16 protein-coding genes and 2 pseudogenes are annotated in these 22967 nt (G+C 63.6%); 11 read left to right on the forward strand and 7 right to left on the reverse strand.

What is annotated here, in order from left to right; genetic code table 11:
• Positions 1 to 12: 12 nt before the first annotated feature.
• Positions 13 to 2508, reverse strand: coding sequence for a heavy metal translocating P-type ATPase (locus tag L6D80_RS04505; RefSeq protein WP_033471058.1), 2496 nt, complete (start codon positions 2506 to 2508; stop codon positions 13 to 15).
• A gap of 235 nt (positions 2509 to 2743) precedes the next feature.
• Here L6D80_RS04505 and L6D80_RS04510 point away from each other — a divergent pair, with 235 nt between their 5' ends.
• Positions 2744 to 3100, forward strand: a complete 357-nt coding sequence (locus L6D80_RS04510) for an ArsR/SmtB family transcription factor (protein WP_003821162.1) — start codon at positions 2744 to 2746, stop codon at positions 3098 to 3100.
• A gap of 109 nt (positions 3101 to 3209) precedes the next feature.
• Here L6D80_RS04510 and lpdA read toward each other — a convergent pair whose 3' ends face one another.
• From lpdA to L6D80_RS04540, 6 genes are all read right to left on the reverse strand, one after another.
• Positions 3210 to 4637, reverse strand: a complete 1428-nt coding sequence (gene lpdA, locus L6D80_RS04515) for a dihydrolipoyl dehydrogenase (RefSeq protein WP_003821161.1) — start codon at positions 4635 to 4637, stop codon at positions 3210 to 3212.
• A 105-nt stretch (positions 4638 to 4742) separates the two neighbouring features.
• On the reverse strand, positions 4743 to 5141 hold the full coding sequence (locus tag L6D80_RS04520; RefSeq protein ID WP_015912828.1) for a hypothetical protein: 399 nt from the start codon (positions 5139 to 5141) through the stop codon (positions 4743 to 4745).
• Between the two features lie 53 nt (positions 5142 to 5194).
• Positions 5195 to 8341, reverse strand: a complete 3147-nt coding sequence (locus L6D80_RS04525) for an efflux RND transporter permease subunit (protein ID WP_039016762.1) — start codon at positions 8339 to 8341, stop codon at positions 5195 to 5197.
• A gap of 13 nt (positions 8342 to 8354) precedes the next feature.
• Positions 8355 to 9470 carry an efflux RND transporter periplasmic adaptor subunit gene (locus tag L6D80_RS04530; protein ID WP_003821159.1) on the reverse strand — a complete coding sequence of 372 codons (1116 nt, stop codon included), beginning with the start codon at positions 9468 to 9470 and terminating at the stop codon, positions 8355 to 8357.
• Positions 9467 to 10018: a hypothetical protein gene (locus L6D80_RS04535; RefSeq protein ID WP_039016763.1), complete on the reverse strand. Its 552-nt coding sequence runs from the start codon at positions 10016 to 10018 to the stop codon at positions 9467 to 9469. Before L6D80_RS04535 ends, L6D80_RS04530 begins: the two co-directional genes overlap by 4 nt.
• Before the next feature lie 34 nt (positions 10019 to 10052).
• The gene (locus L6D80_RS04540; protein WP_058201276.1) at positions 10053 to 11381 is read right to left on the reverse strand and encodes a TolC family protein; all 1329 of its coding nucleotides are present in this window, start codon (positions 11379 to 11381) and stop codon (positions 10053 to 10055) included.
• A 282-nt stretch (positions 11382 to 11663) separates the two neighbouring features.
• Between L6D80_RS04540 and L6D80_RS04545 the strand changes: the two genes are divergently transcribed.
• The 10 genes and pseudogenes from L6D80_RS04545 to L6D80_RS04580 all read left to right on the forward strand — a co-directional run bounded on the left by L6D80_RS04545 (position 11664) and on the right by L6D80_RS04580 (position 22965).
• Positions 11664 to 11921 carry a metal-sensing transcriptional repressor gene (locus tag L6D80_RS04545; protein ID WP_039016764.1) on the forward strand — a complete coding sequence of 86 codons (258 nt, stop codon included), beginning with the start codon at positions 11664 to 11666 and terminating at the stop codon, positions 11919 to 11921.
• Between the two features lie 9 nt (positions 11922 to 11930).
• Positions 11931 to 13116: pseudogene (locus L6D80_RS04550) on the forward strand (MFS transporter).
• 133 nt (positions 13117 to 13249) lie between these two features.
• Positions 13250 to 14278, forward strand: coding sequence for a cation diffusion facilitator family transporter (locus L6D80_RS04555; protein WP_021205762.1), 1029 nt, complete (start codon positions 13250 to 13252; stop codon positions 14276 to 14278).
• Positions 14279 to 14321: 43 nt separating this feature from the next.
• Positions 14322 to 14699 carry an ArsR/SmtB family transcription factor gene (locus L6D80_RS04560; protein WP_023110690.1) on the forward strand — a complete coding sequence of 126 codons (378 nt, stop codon included), beginning with the start codon at positions 14322 to 14324 and terminating at the stop codon, positions 14697 to 14699.
• A gap of 231 nt (positions 14700 to 14930) precedes the next feature.
• A complete protein-coding gene (locus L6D80_RS04565; RefSeq protein ID WP_021204993.1) occupies positions 14931 to 15500 on the forward strand; it encodes a DUF4148 domain-containing protein in 570 nt (189 codons plus the stop codon).
• A gap of 166 nt (positions 15501 to 15666) precedes the next feature.
• Positions 15667 to 15894 (forward strand): annotated as a pseudogene (locus tag L6D80_RS30490) (cation transporter); the annotation flags it as partial.
• Positions 15895 to 15927: 33 nt separating this feature from the next.
• A complete protein-coding gene (locus L6D80_RS04570) occupies positions 15928 to 18375 on the forward strand; it encodes a heavy metal translocating P-type ATPase (RefSeq protein ID WP_438810800.1) in 2448 nt (815 codons plus the stop codon).
• A 111-nt stretch (positions 18376 to 18486) separates the two neighbouring features.
• Positions 18487 to 19578: an efflux RND transporter periplasmic adaptor subunit gene (locus L6D80_RS04575; RefSeq protein ID WP_276574616.1), complete on the forward strand. Its 1092-nt coding sequence runs from the start codon at positions 18487 to 18489 to the stop codon at positions 19576 to 19578.
• Positions 19484 to 19792, forward strand: coding sequence for a hypothetical protein (locus tag L6D80_RS30495; RefSeq protein ID WP_476748335.1), 309 nt, complete (start codon positions 19484 to 19486; stop codon positions 19790 to 19792). Before L6D80_RS04575 ends, L6D80_RS30495 begins: the two co-directional genes overlap by 95 nt.
• Entirely contained in the window at positions 19789 to 22965 is a 3177-nt protein-coding gene (locus L6D80_RS04580) for an efflux RND transporter permease subunit (protein ID WP_024069209.1), read from the forward strand. The genes L6D80_RS30495 and L6D80_RS04580 overlap by 4 nt, the downstream gene beginning before the upstream one ends.
• The last annotated feature ends 2 nt before the right edge of the window (positions 22966 to 22967 follow it).

The raw sequence follows: 22967 nt of genomic DNA on the forward strand, positions 1-22967 counted from the left end.
GTTCCTCCTTTCTCAATGAGCGGTATCCGCCGCCAGCGGCGGCTGGAAGCGGCGCAGGCGCAGCGCGTTTCCGAGCACGAACACGCTGGACAGCGCCATCGCGCCAGCCGCGAAGATCGGCGACAACAGCACACCGTATGCGGGGTACAGGACGCCAGCGGCCACCGGGATCAGGGCCGTGTTGTAGCCAAACGCCCAGAACAGGTTCTGGCGGATGTTGCCGATGGTCGCCTTGGACAGCGCGATGGCGTTGGGCACGCCCTGCAGGTTGCCCGACATCAGCACTACGTCGGCCGACTCCACCGCCACGTCGGTGCCGGTGCCGATGGCCAGGCCCACGTCGGCCTCGGCCAGCGCCGGGGCGTCGTTGATGCCGTCGCCCACGTAGGCGATCTGGCCGTGGCTGGCTTTCAGCCGGCGCACGGCTTCGACCTTGCCCTCGGGCAGCACTTCGGCCACCACCTCGTCGATGCCCAGTTGCTTGGCGATGGCCTGCGCGGTACGCGCGTTGTCGCCGGTGATCATCGCCACCTTCAGGCCGAGCTGGTGCAGCGCGGCAATGGCCGCGGGCGTGCTGGACTTGATCGGATCGGCCACCGCGATGATGGCGGCCAGCCGGCCGTCGATCGAGGCGTACAGCGGCGACTTGCCCTCGTTGCCTAGGCGCTCGGCCGTGCGAGCGAAGCCGCCCACGTCCAACCCCAGCTCACGCATGAAGCGATCGGCACCGACCTCGACACGCGCGCCGTCCACGGTGGCGCGCACGCCCATGCCCGTGACCGAATCGAAGTCTGTCATCGTCGGCAGCGCGATGCCACCTTCCACGGCCGACTCGACGATGGCGCGTGCGATCGGATGCTCCGAGCGCGATTCCACGGCGGCGACCTTCGCCAGCACCTGGTTGCGGTCAAAGCCGTCGGCAATCTCCAGGTCGGTCAGGACCGGGCGGCCCTCGGTCAGCGTGCCGGTCTTGTCCACGGCCACCACCTTGGCGTCCTTGAGCAGTTGCAGGGCTTCACCCTTGCGGAACAGCACGCCCATCTCAGCGCCCCGGCCCGTGCCGACCATGATGGAGGTCGGCGTCGCCAGACCCATGGCGCACGGGCAGGCAATGATCAGCACCGCCACGGCATTGACCAGCGCGAAGGACAGCGCGGGCGACGGGCCGAACACCAGCCAGACCAGGAAGGTCAGCACGGCGGCCAGCATGACGGCGGGCACGAACCACAGCGTCACCTTGTCCACCACGGCCTGGATCGGCAGCTTGGAACCTTGCGCCTGCTCGACCATGCGGATGATCTGCGCCAGCATGGTCTGACCGCCCACGGCGGTGGCACGCAGCGTCAGCGCACCCTTCTGGTTGACGGTGCCGCCGACCACGGTGCTGCCTTCCGCCTTTTCGACGGGAATCGGCTCGCCGGTGATCATCGACTCGTCCACGAAGCTGCGGCCCTCGGTCACTTCACCATCGACCGGCACGCGCTCGCCGGGGCGCACTTCCACGATGTCGCCCTGCGCCACGTCGTTGATCGGGATGTCCACGATGCGGCCGTCGCGCAGCACGTGCGCCTCCTTGGCCTGTAGGCCGACCAGGCGCTTGATGGCCTCGGAGGTGCGGCCCTTGGCCCGTGCCTCAAGAAAGCGGCCCAGCAGGATCAGCGCCACGATGACGGCGGCCGCCTCGTAGTACACGTTCACCGTGCCGGCCGGCAGCAGACTGGGCGCGAACGTGGCGACCATCGAATAGCCGAAGGCCGCGGCCGTGCCGACCGCGACCAGCGAGTTCATGTCGGGACCCAGGCGGAACAGCGCCGGGAAGCCCTTCTCGTAGAAGCGCCAGCCCGGAATGGCGAGCACCAGCAGGGTCAGCACGAACTGCAGATACCAGCTCTGCTGGATGCCGATGGTGGAAGCCACCCACTCGTGCATGCCGGGAATCATGTGCGAGCCCATTTCGAGCACGAACACAGGCAGCGCCAGCACGGCGGCCAGGGTCAGGTCGCGCTTGAGTTCGGCGCGCTCGGCGTCCTTTTTCTCGGCGGCTTCCTCGTCGGCCTGCATGCTGGTATCGACAGGGCTGGCCTCGTAGCCGACCTTATCGACAGCCGCGATTAGATCCTGCACGGATGCCACACCACGCACGGTAGCGCGCTCGGTCGCCAGATTGACCACAGCCTCAGTGACGCCCGGCACCGCCTTGAGCGCCTTCTCGACGCGGCCCACGCACGAAGCGCAGGTCATGCCTCCGATCGCCAGCTCGATGGTGCCCTGAGGCACGTCGTACCCTACCTTCTCGATCGCCTGGATCAGCGCCATGCGATCGACAGCACGGTTCAGGCGAATGTCCGCTCGCTCGGTGGCGAGATTGACAGACACGCTTGCCACGCCCTCGACCTTGGCAAGGGCGGCCTCGACTCGGCCGACGCAGCTTGCGCAGGTCATGCCCTCGATGGGCAGGCTGATTGCCGCTGCTTGGCCGCCAGCACTACTCGTTGTTGCCATGCTCATGGTGTGCTTCCCATAGTTGAAATTCGACATGGAGGGAGCTTAGGGTTTACCATCGTGGGAAGGTCAAGCGCTTTTTCGGATGCTGTCAGGTTTCAGAAATGACCCGGTGCACGGGGAGCGGAGGCCTTGCCTGCCAGGCTCGCACTGGTTCTTTGCTGCGCGCGCCTAAGCGGCTGCTGCCTTGTTAATTCTGAAGGGCGAAAACAGCCATTCGAGGTTAGGAAATATTTTAAAAATGAATACAAGTAAGCCATTCAGTACCCCACCGAAGGATCCCAGCGCCAATTTGGAATCGCTGTCACAGAATGACGTGACCATCTTGGCTGAGACATTCCGCCTCCTGGGTGACCCGTCCCGGCTGAGAATCATGCTGTGCTGCATGAAGGGCTCATCCTCGGTCGGGGATATCGCTGAAACCCTCGAACTCTCGCAGTCGCTGGTGAGCCACCACCTGCGGCTGCTGCGCGGTGCTCGCCTGGTCAAGGGCGTGCGCCAGGCCAAACAGATCTTCTATGAGGTGGCGGACAAGCACGTGAACCAGGTGCTGCTGGATATGGCCACCCACATCGCGGAAGACCACAACGACGAGTAACTGTTGGGCATAGCATGCCGTTGCAGCGTGGCCTACGTTCCATGGCGATATGCGCCCCACCGCCCGCAGCTGCGTTCGGTGAGGCGGTTTGGATGCCGCTTCCGATCAATCAGAAGTTGAGCGCGCGCTTGTCCACTGCCAGCGAGGCCTCTTTGAACGTCTCGGAGAGGGTCGGATGGGCAAAGCAGATGCGGGCGATGTCTTCGCTGCTGGCCTTGAACGCCATGGCGATCACGGCCTCGGCCACCAGTTCGCTGGCCTGCGGGCCGACTACATGCACGCCGAGTATCTCGTCCGTGGCAGAATCGGCGATCACCTTGACGAGGCCCGTCGTGTCGCCCAGTGCACGCGCGCGGCCATTGGCCATGAACGGGAAGGAACCGATTCGATAGGCGGTGCCCTGCTCTTTGAGCTGCTGCTCGGTGCGGCCTACCCAGGCAATCTCCGGGCTGGTGTAGATGACGTTGGGGATCGTGTTGAAATCGACGTGACCGTGCTGGCCGGCAATGCGCTCGGCCACTGCGACACCTTCCTCTTCCGCCTTGTGCGCCAACATCGGGCCACGCACCACGTCACCGATGGCCCAGATGCCGGGCACACTGGTGCGGCATGCATCGTCCACCACCACGGCGCCGCGCTCATCCAGTTGGAGTCCCACGGCGGCCGGATTCAGGCCTTCGGTGTTGGGCACACGGCCGATAGCCACGATCACTTTGTCTGCCTGCAAGGACTGCGTCTGGCCCTGGCTGTCGGTGTAGTGAATAGTCACGCCGGCCTCGGTTGCATTGACTTCGCGAACCTTCGCACCTAGTTCGATCTTCAGGGCTTGCTTGTCGAACGCCTTCTTCGCCTCCTTGGCGATGGCTTGGTCGACGATTGGCAGGAAGCTGGGCAAGCCTTCGAGGATCGTGACATCCGCCCCCAGGCGGCGCCAAACGGAGCCCAGCTCCAGGCCGATCACGCCGGCACCGATGACGGTCAACCGATTGGGCACGGCCGCGATGTTCAGCGCGCCGTCGTTGGAGAGCACGACCCGCTCATCGAACGGTAGGTTGGGGAGCGGCCGCACGTTGGAGCCTGTGGCAACGATGATCTGCTTGCCCACCAAGGTAACAGCCTCATCGGCGGCGACGCTCACCTCGAAGCCACCATCGACAGTCCTGGTGAAAGACGCCAGGCCGTTGAAGAACTGGACCTTGTTTTTGCGGAACAGATAAAGGATGCCTTCGTTGCTGGACTTCACCACCTGATTCTTACGTTCCAGCATCGTGGTCACATCCATGCGCAGATCACCCGTGGAGATGCCGTGCGTGCCAAAGTGGTGCTTGGCTTGTTCAAAGTTCTCTGACGACTGCAGTAGCGCTTTCGAAGGGATACAACCGATGTTGTTGCAGGTACCGCCAGGTGCTGGCTTTCCGTCCTTGTTCTTCCAGGCATCTACACAAGCGACCTTCATGCCTAATTGGGCAGCGCGAATGGCCGCGATGTATCCGCCAGGGCCGGCACCGATAACAATGACGTCGAAATGCATGTCCATGATTTACATCTCCAAAGTTTTTGAGGAAATAGTGAGCGCCTATGTCGCGCCTTTTGTCAGGTGGTCGCCAGATTACAGCTCGTTCCCTGACGATCACGTTGAACACTACGGAAGAACGAACCGGGCGCTCGCGGTATTGCCCCCACGTTCGACTTGGACAACGGCCTTCGTGCCCTTGGCTGCGGCGAAGGTCCCGCTGCCTTCGAGGCGGCTTCCGTCCGCGGCAGGCGTGAGTTGCACCTCCTGCTTTTGTGAGCCGGTCAACAGCGTGAGCTTGGCTTTGGTGTTGCTTACGTTGACCTGCTTGCCGTGGTCGCGCAGGTAGAGTTGCGCTGCTGCGGGCTGAACGACCAACTCGTAGTCCACGTCCCGGACTTCGGTCACGACGCCACCATGCAGCGGCTTGTGGTCATGCGCGTGGTCATGGTCGCCTGCGGCGAAGGCGGTGACGGATGCCAGGGCGAGGGCGGTGCCAGCCGTGAGGGAACGAAATCGAACAGACATGAAAGCTCCTATAGGGTTACGGTGGTTGAAATCGGGTGACAGAAGGCGTTGCATCAGAATGCCCCCGCGTCGCGGTCGTCCAGCAGGCGTTCGGCAGGCTTGCGGCCGAACAGCCAGAACATGGCGGGTGTAAGGAAGGTGTCCAGCAGCGTGGAGCTGACCAGCCCCGAGAAGATCACCACCGCGACGGGGTGCAGGATCTCAGTACCGGGTCGTGACGCCTCGAACAACAGCGGGGCCAGTGCGAAGGCCGTGACCAGCGCGGTCATCAGAACCGGGGAAAGCCGTTCGAGCGAGCCACGCACGATCATCTTCTGGTCGAAGTCCTCGCCCTCCATGCGCATGAGGTTGAGGTAGTGGCTCACCTTCAGGATGCCGTTGCGCACAGAAATACCCGCGAGCGTGATGAAGCCGACCAGAGCGGCCACGGACAACGGCTGGCCAGACAGCCACAGCCCCAGCACGGCGCCGACCAGGGCCAATGGAATGTTCACCATGATGAGCGCCGATAGGGCGACCGACTTGTAGCGCGTGTACAACACCACGAACATGAGCGTCAGGGAGACGATGGACAGCAGGCCCACCAGTCGCGAGGCTTCCTCTTGTGCCTGGAACTGGCCGCCCAGCGTGATGAAGTAGCCTTCGGGCAAGCGCACTTCTTGGACGACGCTGCGTATGTCGGCCACTACTTCGGACAGCGGCCGTCTCTGAGCGTTGGCCGACAAAACTATGCGCCGACGGCCATCGTCGCGGCTGACCTGGTTGGGGCCGTCGCTGTCTTCGATGGTGGCAAGGCGCGACAACGGGACCCGACCCATGGGCGTGTCGATGAGGATGCGGCTCAAGCCCTCAATCGACCGCGCCTGCTCGGGCAGGCGAACCACCAGCGCGAAGCGGCGGTTGCCCTCGATGACCTCGGTGATCTTTTCGCCTTCGACCAGGCTTTGTAGCGTGGACAGAATTTGCGGTGCGGCCACGCCGTAGCGTCCCGCCGCCGCATAATCCACGCGGATTTTGATCTGCGGCGCAAGGACCTGCTTTTCGATCTCCAGGTCAGCAAGCCCCGGAATTCCGGCCAGCTTGGCGCGCAGCAGATCCGCCTGCCCGCGCAGGACGTCCAGGTCCTCGCCGAACACCTTGATGGCGATCTGCGAGCGCACCCCCGACAACATGTGGTCGATGCGGTGCGAGATCGGCTGGCCAATGCCGATGGAGCCGGGCAAGTGAGCCAGACGCGAACGGATGTCGGCGGTGATCTCCTCCATGGAGCGCTTTAGCTCTGAGGCAGGCAGCAGACCCACGTCCAGTTCACTGACATGCACACCTTCGGCATGCTCGTCCAGCTCGGCCCGTCCGCTGCGCCGGCCCACGTGCTGCACCTCCGGCACCTGCGCGACCAGCAGCTCGGCTTGCTGGGCAAGCGCCGAAGATTCGGCCAGCGTCACACCGGGATTCAGGCGCAGGCCCACCAGCAACGTTCCTTCATTGAACGGGGGCAGGAACGTGGTCGGGAAGAATGGCACCGCGGCGACAGCCAGTGTGACAGCCACAGCGGCCATGCCAAGGGCGGCACGCGGCCGCTGCAAGACCCGCTGCAGGCCGCCCTGATAACGCGCCTTAAGCCAGGCTAGAATCCGAGTGTCGCCATGGTCCAGCGTCCTCATCTTGGGCAGCAGGTAGTACGACAGCACCGGAGTGACCGTCACAGAGACCAGCAGCGAGGCTAGCGTGGAGACGATGAAAGCGATGCCCAGCGGCACGAACAAGCGCCCTTCCATCCCCGGCAGCGCGAACAGGGGCAGGAACACCAGCACAATGATCATCGTGGCGTAGAGAATCGCCGAGCGAACCTCCATCGAGGCCCTGGCAACGATGACCAGGGGCGTCAGCCGGTTCTCAGGGTGGCGGGCGCGGTTCTCCTTGAGCCGCCGCATGATGTTCTCCACATCGACCACAGCATCGTCCACGAGACCGCCGATGGCGATCGCCAGCCCACCGAGCGTCATGGTGTTGATTGACAGGCCGAAATAGTGGAACACCAGCCCGGTCACGAAGATCGAGGCAGGAATCGCGGTCAACGCGATCACCAGGGGGCGCAAAGTGCCCAGGAAGAAGAACAGGATCACCGCCACGAAGACCGATGCGCCGATGAGCTTGCCTTGCAGCGTGCTGATGGACGCCTCGATGAAGTTGGCTTGTCGGAAGGTCACTTGCGGCTCGGCCATGCCAGCCGGCAGTGAGCCCTTCATGTCCGCTAACGCTGACTCGATCGAGCGGGTCAGTGCAATCGTATCGGCCGTGGGCTGCTTTTGGATGCCCAGGATCACGGCTGGCAGGCCCTCGAAGCCCGCATCGCCGCGCTTGATGGCTGGCGCAAACTGAACATCGGCGACCTGGTGGATCAGGATGGGTTGGCCCGCACGCACCGCGAGAGGCAGGTTACGCAGGTCGTCGAGTCGGGACGTGCGGCCCAGGTTGCGGATCAGGTACTCGCGGCCATTGATCTCCAGGAAGCCGCCGGAAGTGTTCGCGGAGAAGCCCTTGAGAGCCGCATCCAGATCGGACGCAGTCACGCCCAGCTCTGACATTCGCGTGGTGTTGGGCTGGACCTGGAACTGACGGACCTCGCCTCCGATCGGGATGACTTGGGCAACGCCAGGTATGGCCATCAGCCGGGGGCGTAACACCCAGTCCGCGTACTCGCGCGTGTCCATGGCCGACAGCGGCGGGGCTGCGTTCTTCTGCCCTGAGGGCTTGGCACCGATGGGGATTGCAATCTGCATGATCTCGCCCATCACTGAGCTGATTGGCCCCATCGTGGGCGTCACGCCCGGGGCTAGCCCTTCCTCCATGGACGTCAGGCGTTCGGAGACCATCTGGCGCGCCCGGAAGATGTCTGTCTTCCAGTCAAATGTCACGTAGATGAAGGAAAGCCCGGCGCTGGAGACCGAGCGCACGCTTTCGACGCTGGGCAGGCCGTTCATGGCCGTTTCGAGCGGGAACGTGATGAGCTGCTCGACTTCTTCGGCAGCCATGCCGCCAGCCTCCGTCATGAGAGTGACGGTCGGCTTGTTGAGATCGGGAAAGACATCTACCGGCGTGCGCGTCAGGGTGAACGCGCCATACGCCATCAGCACCAGCGCCCCGATGATGACCAGGAGCCGGTTTCGTAAGCTATTTTCGAGAAGCCACTTGAACATGGAATGGTGCCCCTCAACGAACTTGATTGATCAGGGACGCGCCCTCGACAACCACGCGGTCGCCGTCCGCCAGGCCCGAAGTGACAGCGATGGATGCACCATCCAAAGGAGTGATGTTCACGACACGTGGCTCGAAGCGCTCGGCCTGGTCTTTGACCCAGACGATGTTCTGGTTGGCAGGGTTCTTCATCAGCGCACCGGAAGGCACGCGGTAGCCAGGTACCGTCGTCGCCTCTTGCACGAAGACCACCACCGGCATACCGACCGCCAAGCGCGAGAGGCTTTCGCTGGTGCCCTTGAACAGCATGGGCAGGGCCTGCTCGCGCAGGCTGCTGGCGGCCCCGACGAAGCTCAGCGGCACCTTCTGACCGCCTACTGCGAGTGCAGCACCGGCCAGGTTCTGTGCCATTGCCGGATCGTAGGCAAGCGCCTCGATGCGCAGTTGGGTCGGATCGACCACCTCAAACACCAGTTCGCGCGCATCCACGACCTGCCCGGCAACTGCGGGGCTGGATGCGATGACGCCGCTGACTGGGGCCTTTAGTACGTCCCTGCCGGCGAGGCCCCCGCTCAAGGCGCGGGCGCGTTCGGTCAGGCTGTTTACTTCGCTTTCGGCTGCTTCGATCTCCTTGCGGGGCACGGTCTCCGACAGCTCGCGCAGCCGGGCCAGGCGCTTCTGCGCGAGCGCTTGGCCCGCACGCAGCTCGGCAACCTGGGCCATCTGGCCTGAGCGCTCCAGCACACCGCTGGCCGGTTCGATGTAAGCCAGCACCTGGCCCTTGCGCACGGATTGGCCGATCTGCGGCAGACCATCCGGCCCGGGCACCAGCCGGCCCATTACCATTGCCTGGACCTTGCCGCCTGTCGTCGGGTCCATGATTACTTTGCCAGCCAGTTCATGGCTGCGGGCCAAGGGCTCCTGCTTGATCAGCTGGGTGCGTACACCGATCTGACGTTGTGACGGTTTCGGAAGAAACACGCTGCCATCAGGCTGGCGCTGGGGGCCATTGGAAGACGCAGCCGGCGCTTCGTCGCCGTGGTCGTGACCGTCGTGAGCGAACGCGGGAGCAGCCAGAGCCAATGCAGCCGCCATGGCCGTCGTCATTAGGAAACGGAAGTTGCGCTTCATGCTGCACCTCGCAGTGCACCGTTGGTGCGTGTACGTCTGCGCAGCGCCCACGCTAGGACACCGACGCCGAGGACTGCGGCACCGCCACCTAGTACGAGCACACGGCCGGATGCGACGGCATGCTCGTGTTCGGCGTCTTCGCTATGAACATCGAGAACGCCAGTCAACAGGTCCGATTGGCTCTGCGCAGTAACAGTGGCCATGATTGAGGTCTCGCCATCGGATAGCGGCTCAGTCAGATCGGCCTCGAACTCTCCAACCCCGTGTGGGCTGACCTTTACCTGTCGACCACCCAGCTCGAGGGTCAGCTCGCCATTGGTCACCGGCCGGTTGTCGGCAGCATGGTCGAGGTAGAGTGTGAGACGCTGGCCGTTCAGCACACCCACCAGTTCGAAGTCATCGGAAACTGCGGCAAAGCGCGGAAGCGCGGCCGCTGCGGGGGCAGGAGCGGCTTCGCCATGGTCATGGCCGTCGCCGGCCCACGTTGCGCTGGTGCCAAGCAGGAGGCTGGACAAGGCAGCAGCACGCCAGAAAGAGGATTGCGACATTTCTAAGGTTCCAGGATGGTTGAGCGCGCGCTGATCAGCGCGTGCCGGAGATGTCAGTGAAAGTCTCGGTCGGCTGCGGCAGCGTGCCTTGAGCCTGCAACAGGGACGAGATGGCCGCGGCATGCTCCACCTTGGCGAGCAGCGCCGCGCGCTCGGCCTCGGTGGCCTCCTGCTCGATGCGAAGGCGTGTCGGCATGTCCGTCTCGCCCATCGCGAACGACTTTTGGTAGAAGGTGCGCGTTTGTTGGGCTAGTCGCTGGCGCTCCGAAGCGGCCTGCATCTGGGTGCTGGTTGCCAGTTCGCGCGATTGGGCAGTTCGAATTTCCGAGAGTAGCCGGGTGCGCTGGGCCGCGAGTGCCGACTCAGCCTCCAGTGCCTGCGCATTGGCGCTGGACAATTGCTCGGTATGACGGCTACCCGTACCGAAGGGAATGCGCACACCCACCGTGATCGTCTGGTTGTAGCGTTCGCCGTAGCCGCCCCGATCCCGCGTGGTCGCCAGGGTCAGTTCGGGGTTGGCGTACTTCTGATGGGACACCAGTTCCGCAGAGCGGCGGGCCGCCAGCGCCTTGTGCTGCAGTTCCAGCAGCGCAGGGTGGTTACCCAACAACGCGCCGGACGGCTGTGCCGATGCCGGTTGAACTCGGACACCTGACTGCTCCGGCTGCGCGGAATCGGCCTGCGACGGGATACTCTCGATGCCGGTCAGTGCCAACAACGCCTCGCGCTGCGTGACTTCTTCGGCCTGAGCAATGGCCAGGGCACTACGAGCCGACGCCAAGGCGCCATCGGCCTGGTTTCTGTCGGCTTGCGCCAGGTCGCCCGCGCGAACCCGGCGAGCCACATCTTGCGCCAACTCGTCCGCGCTGCGGGTGCGATCCTGCGCCGCCATCAATTCGGCCTGGGCACGCTGCCATGCCCACCATGCCTGGCGAACCTGTCCGGCCGTGCGTAGCTTGGCGGCCAGCATCCGGCTGGATAGAGCGAGGCTTTCCGCGTCCGCCCAGCGTGCCGACGAGGCGCGCTCACCAGGCATCCAAAGGGGAATAGCCACCCCGACTTCATATTCGCGCTTTCCGTTGCGGTTGTTGAACCGATCAGTTTTGGTGGAGGCTTCCAGCGCCATCGGACCTGCCACCCAACTACCGGCCGTCTCTTGGCGTGCTTGGGCGGCCTGCTGCCAGGCGCCTTCTCCAGCGGCTTCTGGCTGCCGCTGCCAAGCTGACTCCCACAATTGGGCGACCATGTGGCTGTCTGGTCTGGATGGGACGTGAGGGGCGGCTACTGGCTGGGCTAGCACGGTGCCGGCCCAAAGCGTGGATACCGCCCATATCCATCCCTTGCGTATGTCTTTGCGAAGCATTCAATTCTCCATCGGTGTTGCATCAGTACTTACCCCCGGCTGGGTGTTCTCTTTCCGAGCAAGTGCTTGTCGTTGAAAAGCCACTGTCTACTGGCTTAGATATGAACAATTGTATATTTATTCATATGAATGGGAAAGAAAACCTTACCTCCTTTGAGCACCAATCGCCTTAGAGAGGGCGTCGGGCGCAAGACATCGAGAGGCGAGGTGGGGCTAATCCACTGCGCAAACAGCTATGCAGACTCCTTGAGCATATCCCCCAGGGGGGGATATGATTGCTGCATGAAAGAGATGCACAAGCACACCAGCCACCCAGATCTCGTGAAACGGCTCAAGCGCGCCGAGGGTCATCTGCGACACGTCATCGGGATGATCGAAGGAGAAGAAACCTGCCTGGACATCGCTCGCCAGCTCGCTGCGGTGGAGAGCGCCGTCACAGCGGCCAAGCGCGTCCTGATCCATGACCACATCGACCACTGCCTGTCTCATGATGAGGACTCCGTTCTGGCCGAAATGAAGGCACTAACCAAACTGCTCTGAGGTCTCTCGATGCTCTCCGTCCTAAAGAACCGCACCTACCGCCACCTGTTCACCGCGCAGGTGATCGCACTCGTCGGCACAGGCCTTCGCCGACCAGTTCCCGCGACGGTCATTACTCGTAGCGCTGGACCTGGTACGAGCGGTTGTCGCGATCTGTTTGCCATTTGTCACCGAGGTCTGGCAGATCTATCTGCTGATCTTTGTCCTGCAAGCGGCATCCGCCGGCTTCACGCCGACTTTCCAAGCCACTATCCCGGACATCCTTCCCGATGAAGAGGACTACACGAAGGCGCTGTCGCTGTCCCGGCTGGCCTATGACCTGGAAAGCCTGATTTCCCCGATGCTGGCTGCTGCGCTGCTGACCGTCATCAGCTTTCACAACCTGTTCGCGGGAACAGTGCTCGGTTTCCTCGTTTCAGCCGCGCTCGTGGTCAGCGTGCGGTTGCCCACAACTATTCCCGGACCGCGCCGCGGCATTTGGGATCGCACGACCCGCGGCACACGCATCTATCTCGCTACGCCACGCCTGCGGGGCCTGCTGGCGATCAGCTTGGCCGTCTCGGCGGCGGGCGCCATGGTGATCGTGAACACGGTGGTTCTCGTGAAGGCGCGCTTTGGCCTAGGCGAGGTCGAAGTGGCGTCGGCACTGGCGGCATTCGGAGGCGGTTCGATGGTGGCAGCCTTCGTTCTGCCATCCTTACTGGAAAAGGTGGCCGACCGAACCGCGATGCTCACCGGCGCTACCGTACTGGTCGTGGGCACGGGGATCGGCGCACTGCTGCCGAGCTATGCATTGTTGCTGCCGCTGTGGTTGATCATCGGCTTTGGCTACAGCGTGGCGCAAACGCCATCCGGCCGTCTTCTGCGCCGCTCGGCCCATGCCGAGGACCGTCCTGCGATCTTCGCGGCACACTTCGCGCTGTCGCACGCCTGTTGGCTCATCTGCTACCCACTTGCCGGCCGCTTCGGCGCGGTCATGGGCTTGCCATCGACCTTCATTGTCATGTCCCTGGTCGGCTTGGCCGGCGTGGCGCTGACGCTCTGGCTGTGGCCGGCCAGCGACCCTTCTGACGTGGCGCATGACCACCCCAGCTTGCCGCCGGATCACCCTCATTTACGCACACACGCAGACCAAGGCAGGCACCATCACCAGCTGATTCTGGATGACCTGCACCGTATCTGGCCGAAAGGATAGGCACATTTTCTCGTTGCGGCATCACAACGCATGGCTTCGGAGGCTGAGAAGGGTGAGCCAAAATATATCAAATGAACACATATTCATGTGTTATATTTCACCATAGTCAAACACTCAACCAGCAGAGGCGCCCATGTCCCAATCCAATGCACATGATCATGGTCACGACCATGATCACGACCACACCCCCACAGTGACCAGCGCCAACGAGCGCAAGGTTCTGGTTTCCTTCTTCCTGATCTTCGGCTTCATGCTCGTGGAAGCTGTCGGCGGCGTGCTGTCGGGCTCGCTAGCCCTACTTGCCGATGCTGGCCACATGCTGACCGACGCCGTGGCACTTGCCCTGGCTTACGCTGCCTTCCGATTCGGTCGCCGCGCAGCCGACAGCAAACGCACATTCGGTTACCTGCGCTTCGAGGTCATCGCCGGCTTCCTGAACGCCGTGACCCTGTTCGCGATCGTCGCATGGATCGCCTACGAGGCGTGGGAGCGGCTGCAGGCGCCGCCCGTCATCCTCGCCGGCCCGATGATGATCGTCGCCGTGCTCGGCTTACTGATCAACGTCCTCGTGCTGTGGATCATGACCCGCGGCGAAACCGATCACGTCAATGTGAAAGGTGCCATCCTCCACGTGATGGGTGACCTGCTCGGCTCTGTCGGCGCCATCGTTGCAGCGATCGTCATCTACTTCACCGGCTGGACTCCGATCGACCCCATCCTGTCGGTTCTAGTAGCGGCGTTGATTCTGCGCAGCGCCTGGAAGCTCCTGGCCAAGTCGATCCATATCCTGTTGGAGGGTGCGCCAGAGGACGCTTCGCCGGAAAAGGTGGAACAAGGCCTGATGAGCACTGTGCCCGGCCTGGCGGCTGTCAGCCATGTTCACGTGTGGCAACTCACTTCCGGTCGCACGATGGCCACGCTACACGTTCGACCCAACGTGGACGAGGAGGCGCGAGCTGTGGTCAAGCGCGTCGAGGCGGTGCTGCGAGAGCAGTTCAGCATCGAACACGCCACAGTCGGAATCGACTGGAACTCGGAGGCTGACGAGAACATCTGCAGCCTGCAACCCACGACAGGCCGTCAGGACCACAGCGGCCACGACCACAGTGAGCACAATCATGACCATGACCATGACCACTCCGCTCCCGGTCACAAGCATTGAGGCCGTGCTAGACGGTTCGCAGTTCACTTGAGGGTTTGAATCCATGACATCCCGCAAAACCACCAGCGCCGCTATTGTGCAATGTTCGACCTCTAACCACGGCACGACCACTGATGTCCTCGCACTATCGCAAAGTGACGTCGCTGTTCTGGCAGAGACCTTCCGCCTGCTGGGCGACCAATCGCGATTGAAAATCCTGTTGCTGTGCATGCGCGGATCGGTCGCAGTGGGCGACATTGCTGGCTCGCTAGACCTGTCGCAGTCCTTGGTCAGCCATCACCTGCGCCTGTTGCGCGGCGCGCGCCTCGTGCGCGGCGAGCGCCAAGCCAAGCACATCTTCTACGGCATTGCCGACCAGCACGTCAGCCAGGTACTCCAGGACATGGCGGTTCACATTTCGGAGGACAGACACGACGATTGACTGAACATGTGAGTGCGCGCCGGCCTACTCCTTCAAGGGGTAGGCTTTTTTTGGCTATCAATCTAGAGAGACACCGGCGCGCCTTGCTGAATGCCTAGAAGACCCCACAAGCAAAAAGCACTCTAAAAATAAACACTTGAACATATCTTCATGTGTGTTATTATTTGTCTACGGGGTATCCGAAAGGCGTAAGGACCACGCCATTATTTTTAACGTCAAGGAGTATTGACCATGTCCAAGAAAATTCGCTTTGCTGTTCTGCTTTCCGCACTTTTTGCTGCTGGAGCAAACGCTCAACCGTTCGCCGCAGATATGACACGGCAACAGGTCCAAGAAAATCTGACTGCTTGGAGGCAATCTGGGCTGGAAGCGTTGTCTCGCGGCGAAAGCGGCCCGGATACGTCCAGCCCTCAATACCAGGCTGCCTTTCAGCGCTACTTGCAATTGACCCAAGGTGATATGTATCAGGCGCCCTCAGCAGGAAAGACTCGTGCTGAAGTGATGGCTGATTTGGAACTGTGGAAAATCTCCGGCATGCACGCGCTCACCTCGCGCGGAATCACCACCGCTTCGCACACCCAAGCCTACCAACAAGCCTACGAGAGCTACCTCCAGCTCAAGCTGGGTGCGGCTTACAAGGCTCCGGTGGCATTGACTCGTGCTCAAGTAAAGAGTGATTTGGCAGATTGGCAGGTTGCGGGAATGGCTGGATTCTGGGCTGGTGAGCAGACGCCTGATACCTATAGTGATGCCTACCGCACCGCATTTGAAACCTACCAGATGCTGCGCAACAAAAAATGACTTAATGGCAGCAGCATAAAGCAGCGGTCGGATGGTTCAGCCAGAAAGAGATTCTTTCTTTTTTTTGAATAAACATACAAACAAGTGTTCATTTGTTTGTATAACATTCCGATCGCTGATTTGTGCGTCCTGCCACGGCGATTACTCAGAGAACCAGGAGATTGATATGTCTTTGGAAACAAAGGACGGCACAGGAGCGCAGGACGAACAACTGGGCTTTCGGGTCGAAGGTATGGATTGCGCCAGTTGCGTCGGCAAGATTGAAACAGCGCTTGGTCGAATTGATGGCGTATCAAATGTACAGGTTAATTTTACAAATGAGACGCTGACGTTGACGCGCAGCACAAGTAGCCGAAATACTGCACGCGACATTGCCAAGAAAATCCGGTCCCTGGGCTTCGACGTGCAGGCACTGCCCGCGTCCGAAATGTCCGCAGCACCTGCACCGCGCCATGCGGCCCACGCGCATGACCACGCCGGCTGCGGCGGCCACCATGACCATGGGCATGCCCACGACCACGGGCACGATCATTCGCACGGCAAAGCGTGCGGTGATGACCATGGGCATGCCCATGGTCACGGCCATGCCCATGACCACGGTCACGATCACGGGGCCTGCAGTGGGCATGACCATGCGCCGGCCTCTGCCTCCCGTGGAGCACCCAGCACGCCCCCCAACGTGTCCATGCGCGTCGAGGGCATGGACTGCGCCAGTTGCGTCGGCAAGATCGAAACGGCCCTCGCTCGCATGGATGGCGTGTCCGATGCCCGCATCAACTTCACCGCAGAAACGCTGGAATTGACGCTCGCGTCTGGCGGCCCCACGCAGCTCGGCCACATCGAGAAGACCATCAAGAGCCTGGGCTTCGGCGTCTCCGACGTGCGCCGCCATGATGGCTCAGCACCCGCGGCCCCAGCAGCAGCATCGACGGCGCGCCATCAGCGCTGGTGGCAGACGAAGAAAGGCAGGCACGTGCTGGGCCTGGGCGGCCTGATGGGCTCGGCCTACGCGATCGCGCAGTTCGTTCCTGGCTACGCTGAATGGATCTTCGCCGCTGCGGTGATCGCGGGCGTGCTGCCGTTCGCTCGCAAAGCCTTCGCGCTGGCTGTGTCAGGCTCGCCGTTCTCTATCGAAACGCTGATGGTCGTCGCCTCGCTGGGCGCGCTCGTGATAGGCGAGGCCGAGGAAGCTGCTGCCGTGGTGTTCCTGTTCGCGATCGGCGAGCTGCTGGAAAGCGTGGCCGCCGGCCGCGCGCGCGCCGGCATCAAGGCGCTGGCCTCCCTGGTGCCTAAGACGGCGGTACTGCTCGATGCCGCGGGCGGGCAGCGCGAAGTGCCCGCCGCTTCCCTGCGCGTGAGCGACCGCGTGCTGGTGCGCCCTGGTGACCGGGTGCCTGCGGACGGCAAGATCCTCCGCGGTGAAAGCAGCCTGGACGAGTCGCCTATCACCGGCGAGTCCGTACCGCGTCAAAAGGCTATCGGTGCCGACGTGTTCGCCGGCTCCATCAACGTCGATGGCGTGCTCGAAGTACAAGTCGAGAAGACGGCATCGGACAACACCATTTCTCGCATCATCCAACTGGTGGAGCAGGCGCAGTCCTCCAAGGCGCCCACGGCTCGCTTCATCGAAAAGTTCAGCCGCTACTACACCCCTGCCGTCATGGCCATCGCGGCGTTGATCGTGGTGGTTCCGCCACTTGCCATGGGTGGCGACTGGGGTACCTGGCTGTACCGCGGCCTCGCACTGCTGTTGATTGCCTGCCCATGTGCGCTGGTGCTCTCCACACCGGCGGCCATCGCCTCGGGCCTTGCGGTGGCCACACGACGGGGCCTGCTGATCAAGGGTGGCAACGCGTTGGAAACCATCGGCCGCGTGCGCGCAATTGCCTTCGACAAGACTGGCACGCTGACCGAGGGCAAGCCGCGCATCACCGAGGTCCTGCCCTTCGGGCTGTTCAAGCATCAACAGGTCCTTGCGCTTGCCGCCGCTGTCGAGTCCGGCTCAAACCATCCCTTGGCGAAGGCCATTGTCGCCCATGCCAAGAGCCTGGACGTGGCGATTCCCCAGGCCACGGGCGCATCGGCCATTGCCGGCAAGGCGGTGCGCGCCACCGTGAACGGCAGTGCGCTCGCTGTCGGATCGCCCGCCCATGCGGAACAGACGGCCACGCTGACAGCCGCGCACCGCAGGGAAATCGACAAGCTGGAGGATGGCGGCAAGACCGTGGTGGTCCTGTTCGACGAAGCCAGCAAGAACGTTCTGGGCCTGCTGGCCCTGCGCGACGAGCCCCGCCGCGACGCGCGCGAAGGCGTGGCCCAGCTCAACGCCATGGGCGTGCGCTCGGTCATGCTGACCGGCGACAACCGCCGCACCGCGCAGGCGATCGCCGGCAAGCTGGGCATCGAGTGGGAGGCCGAGCTGCTGCCGCAGGACAAGCTGCGCTTGGTCAACGAGATGAAGCGTGATGCCAAGGTGGCGATGGTCGGCGACGGCATCAACGACGCGCCGGCCTTGGCGACCGCCGACGTGGGTATCGCCATGGGCGGCGGCACGGACGTGGCGCTGGAAACCGCCGATGCCGCGCTGCTCAAGAGCCGCGTCACGGACGTGGCCCACCTGGTGGCCCTGTCGCGGGCGACGATGGCCAACATCCACCAAAACGTCGTATTCGCCATTGGCCTCAAGGGCTTGTTCCTGGTCACCACCGTGTTGGGTATCACCGGCTTGTGGGTTGCCGTGCTGGCCGACACCGGCGCCACGGCCCTGGTCACGCTGAACGCACTGCGCCTGCTGCGCTTCAAGGGCGCGCCGGAGGCCAACCACGGCGACGACGCCGGGCGTCCCACCACCTTGCCCGTGCCGTCTGCCCGCTGAGGCAACAAGAGGGCTTGACCTTGCCGTCGTTGTAACGCCTAGCCTCCACACAAATGTCTGCAGAGCGCTTCGGAAGGGCCGGAGTCCTGCATCCAAGAAAGGGTCACTTCCATGCGTAAAAAAATCAGAATCATTGTGGTGGCAGGCGTCATCGCAGCCGTCGGGGGGATAGCGATCGCTGCCCGCGACGCCAAGGACGAGGGCAAGGCCGCGGCGCCCCCGGCGGGCGCGCCGATGGCGCCGCAGGTGCCCGTGGCCGAGGTCATTACCCGCACGGTCGCGCCATCGGCCGAGTACACCGGCTTCCTGGCCGCGCCCAAGACCGTCGAGCTGCGCTCGCGGGTCGGCGGCGCCGTCGATGCGGTGAGCGTTCCCGAAGGTAGCCTCGTGCGCAAGGGCCAACTGCTGTTCCAGATCGACCCGAGGCCGTTCCAGGTTGCGCTCGACACGGCCGTGGCGCAACTGCGTCAGGCCGAGGTGCTGGCCAGCCAGGCCCAGGCCGACTTTGACCGCGCCGAGCGCCTGGTGGCGACCGGCGCCGTCGCGCGCAAGACCTATGACGATGCCGCCTCCGCACGCAACGCGCGCCAGGCTCAGGTGCAGGCGGCTAAGGCCGCCGTTGCTGCGGCTCAGCTGGACCTGTCCTACGCCCGCGTCACTGCGCCCATCGCCGGGCGCGTCGACCGCGTGCTCGTGACCGAGGGCAACTTGGTCAGCGGTGGCGGCGCCGGCGCGGCCACGCTGCTGACCACGATCGTATCCATCGACCCGTTGCACGTGTACTTCGACATTGATGAGGCCACCTATCTCAACGTCGTCAGCCGCTCGCGGCCCGCTGCGGGCGCCGGTAGCAAGGCTTCGCTGCCCGTGCAGGTCGGGCTGACCACGGACAAGGGTTTCCCGCACAAGGGCGCGCTTGACTTCGTCGGCAACACCATTGACCGAAGCACCGGCACGATCCGCGCGCGCCGTTGTGCCCAACCCGGATGGGCGCATGGCACCCGGCATGTTCGCCCGGGCCAAGCTGTCCACCGGCGCGGCGCGCGAGGCCGTCCTGATCGACGATCAGGCCGTGGGCACCGACCAAGGGCGCAACTACGTGCTGGTTGTGGGCGAGAACAACCAGGCCCAGTACCGGCCCATCGAACTGGGGCCGGTGGTGGACGGGCTGCGCGTCATCAACGGCGGCCTGCAGGCCGGTGAGAAGATCATCATCAAGGGCCTCGTGCGCCCCGGCATGGCGGTCACGCCGCGCATGGTGCCCATGCAGGCGCCCGCGGCACCGGCCGCCGGCGCGGCCGGCGCGACCAAGGCTGCGGCAAACGCTCCGGCTCCCGCTGCGGCGCCTGCCAAGGCCGGTGGCGCGGACCCCGCCAAGGCTGACGGCGCGGCCGGCTCGGCGGAGGCCCGCAAATGAATTTCCCCCGCTTCTTCATCAACCGGCCGATCTTCGCCATCGTCCTGTCGGTGCTGATGCTGATCGCAGGCGCGATCAGCTACTTCCAGCTGCCGCTGAGCGAATACCCGCAGGTCACGCCTCCCACGGTGCAGGTCACCGCTAGCTATCCCGGTGCCAACCCGCAAGTGATCGCCGATACCGTGGCATCACCGCTGGAGCAGGCGATCAACGGCGTAGAAGGCATGATGTACATGCAGTCTCAGATGTCCACCGACGGGAAAATGGTGCTCACCGTCTCCTTCGAGCAGCATATCAACGCCGACATTGCGCAGATCCAGGTGCAAAACCGGGTCTCGCGGGCGTTGCCGCGCCTACCGCCTGAAGTTCAGCGCATCGGTGTTGTCACCGAGAAAACGTCGCCGGACGTTCTCATGGTGGTGCATTTGCTTTCGCCTGGAGGTCGATATGATCCGCTGTACGTCTCCAACTACGCCACACTTCATGTGAAGGATGAGCTGGCTCGTACGCCAGGCGTCGGCGATGTCCTAGTCTGGGGCGCCGGGGAGTATTCGATGCGGGTCTGGCTCGAACCCGCCAAGGTCGCTGCTCGTGGGCTGATCGCGAGCGACGTGGTTGCCGCCATCCGCGAGCAGAACATACAGGTTGCCGCTGGTTCGGTTGGTCAGCAGCCGGATGCCTCGGCGGCGTTCCAGGTCACGGTCAACACTCTGGGCCGACTGTCGAGCGAGGAGCAATTCGGCGAGATCGTCGTGAAGACGGGCGCCGACGGCCAGGTAACTCGCCTGCGGGATGTCGCCCGCATCTCGATGGGGGCCGATTCCTACTCTTTGCGCAGCCTGCTCAATGGCGAGCCGGCGGTGGGGATACAGATCATCCAGAGCCCGGGCGCGAACGCGCTGGATGTGTCTAGCGCGGTGCGCGCGGCAATGGACCGACTTCAAGCCAAGTTCCCCGACGGCATTGAGTATAGCGTCGCCTACGACCCCACGGTCTTCGTGCGCGCCTCGCTCCAGTCCGTCGCCGTCACGCTGCTGGAGGCCATCTTCCTGGTGGTGATCGTGGTGGTGCTGTTCCTGCAATCCTGGCGCGCGTCGATCATCCCGCTGATCGCCGTGCCGGTCTCGCTGGTCGGCACGTTCGCGGTGATGCACATGTTCGGTTTCTCGCTGAACACACTGTCGCTGTTCGGACTGGTGCTGTCCATCGGCATCGTGGTGGATGACGCCATCGTGGTGGTGGAGAACGTGGAGCGCCACATAGCGCTGGGCGAATCACCCAAGGACGCGGCGCGCAAGGCGATGGATGAAGTGACTGGCCCGATCCTGGCCATCACCTCGGTGCTGGCAGCGGTCTTCATCCCCTCGGCGTTCCTGTCGGGGCTGCAGGGCGAGTTCTATCGCCAATTCGCGCTAACCATCGCGTTCTCGACCATCCTGTCGGCGATCAACTCGCTTACGCTGTCGCCAGCGCTGGCCGCCATCCTGCTCAAGCCGCACCACGGCGCGGCCAAGCCCGATCGCGTCACGCGCATCATCGATGGCGTGTTCGGCGGCTTCTTCCGCCGCTTCAACAGCTTCTTCGACCGCGCCTCGAATTCCTACGTCGGGGGCGTGCGCCGCGCGGTGCGCGGCAGCGCCATCGTGCTGCTGCTCTACGTCGGCTTCCTGGGCCTGACCTGGCTGGGCTTCCACAAGGTGCCTGCGGGCTTCGTGCCCGCCCAGGACAAGTACTACCTCGTGGGCATCGCCCAGCTTCCGACCGGCGCCTCGCTGGATCGCACCGAGGCGGTCGTCAAGGAGATGACCAAGATCGCACTGGCTGAGCCGGGCGTCGAGAGCGTGGTGGCCTTCCCGGGCCTGTCGGTCAATGGACCGGTGAACCAGCCGAACACCGCGCTGATGTTCGCCATGCTCAAGCCCTTCGATGAGCGCAAGGACCCGTCGCTGTCGGCCTTCGCCATCCAGGGCAAGCTCATGGGCAAGTTCAGCCAGATCCCGGACGGCTTCGTCGGCATCTTCCCGCCGCCGCCGGTGCCGGGCCTGGGTTCTATGGGCGGCTTTAAGCTGCAGATCGAGGACCGGGCGGGCCTGGGTCCCGAGGCGCTTGCACAAGCACAGGGCCAGATCATGGGCAAGGCCATGCAGGCGCCCGAGCTGGCGAACATGCTCGCCAGCTTCCAGACCAATGCGCCGCAGTTGCAGGTGGACATCGACCGGGTGAAGGCCAAGTCGCAGGGCGTGTCGCTGACCGAGGTGTTCGACACCCTGCAGGTCAACCTTGGCTCTCTCTACGTCAACGACTTCAACCGCTTCGGTCGCACCTACCGGGTAATGGCCCAAGCCGATGCGCAGTTCCGCATGCAGGCTGAGGACATAGGCATGCTCAAGGTGCGCAATGCAGCGGGCGACATGATCCCGCTGAGCGCGATCGCGACCATCGAGCGCAGTTCCGGCCCCGACCGGGTGATGCATTACAACGGCTTCCCCTCGGCCGACATCAGCGGCGGGCCAGCGCCGGGCTACTCATCCGGCCAGGCCACCGCCGCGATTGAGAAGATCGTGAGCGAATCGCTGCCGGACGGTATGACCTACGAATGGACGGACCTGACTTTCCAGGAAAAGCGAGTTGGCAATACTGCTATCTATATCTTCGCGCTGGCGGTGCTGCTCGCCTTCCTGTTCCTGGCGGCCCAGTACAACAGTTGGTCGCTGCCGTTCGCTGTGCTGCTGATTGCACCCATGGCGCTGCTCTCGGCGATCGCCGGCGTCTGGCTCTCTGGGGGGGACAACAACATCTTCACGCAGATCGGTTTCGTGGTGCTGGTCGGCCTGGCCGCCAAGAACGCGATCCTGATCGTGGAGTTCGCCCGCGCGAAGGAAAGCGAAGGGGCCGATCCGCTGGCAGCCGTGCTCGAAGCCGCGCGCTTGCGGCTGCGCCCGATCCTGATGACGTCGTTCGCCTTCATCGCTGGCGTGGTGCCGCTGGTGCTGGCCAGCAGTGCGGGCGCCGAGATGCGCCACGCCATGGGCATCGCGGTGTTCGCCGGCATGCTGGGCGTGACGGTATTCGGCCTGGTGCTGACGCCGGTGTTCTACGTCGTGGTGCGCAAGCTGGCGCTGCGCCGCGAAGCGCGCCATGCCCGTGTCGGCATGACCGACCAGCACGCATGACG

This window comes from Pseudomonas ceruminis, from assembly GCF_021602025.1.
Classification (GTDB): domain Bacteria; phylum Pseudomonadota; class Gammaproteobacteria; order Pseudomonadales; family Pseudomonadaceae; genus Aquipseudomonas; species Aquipseudomonas ceruminis.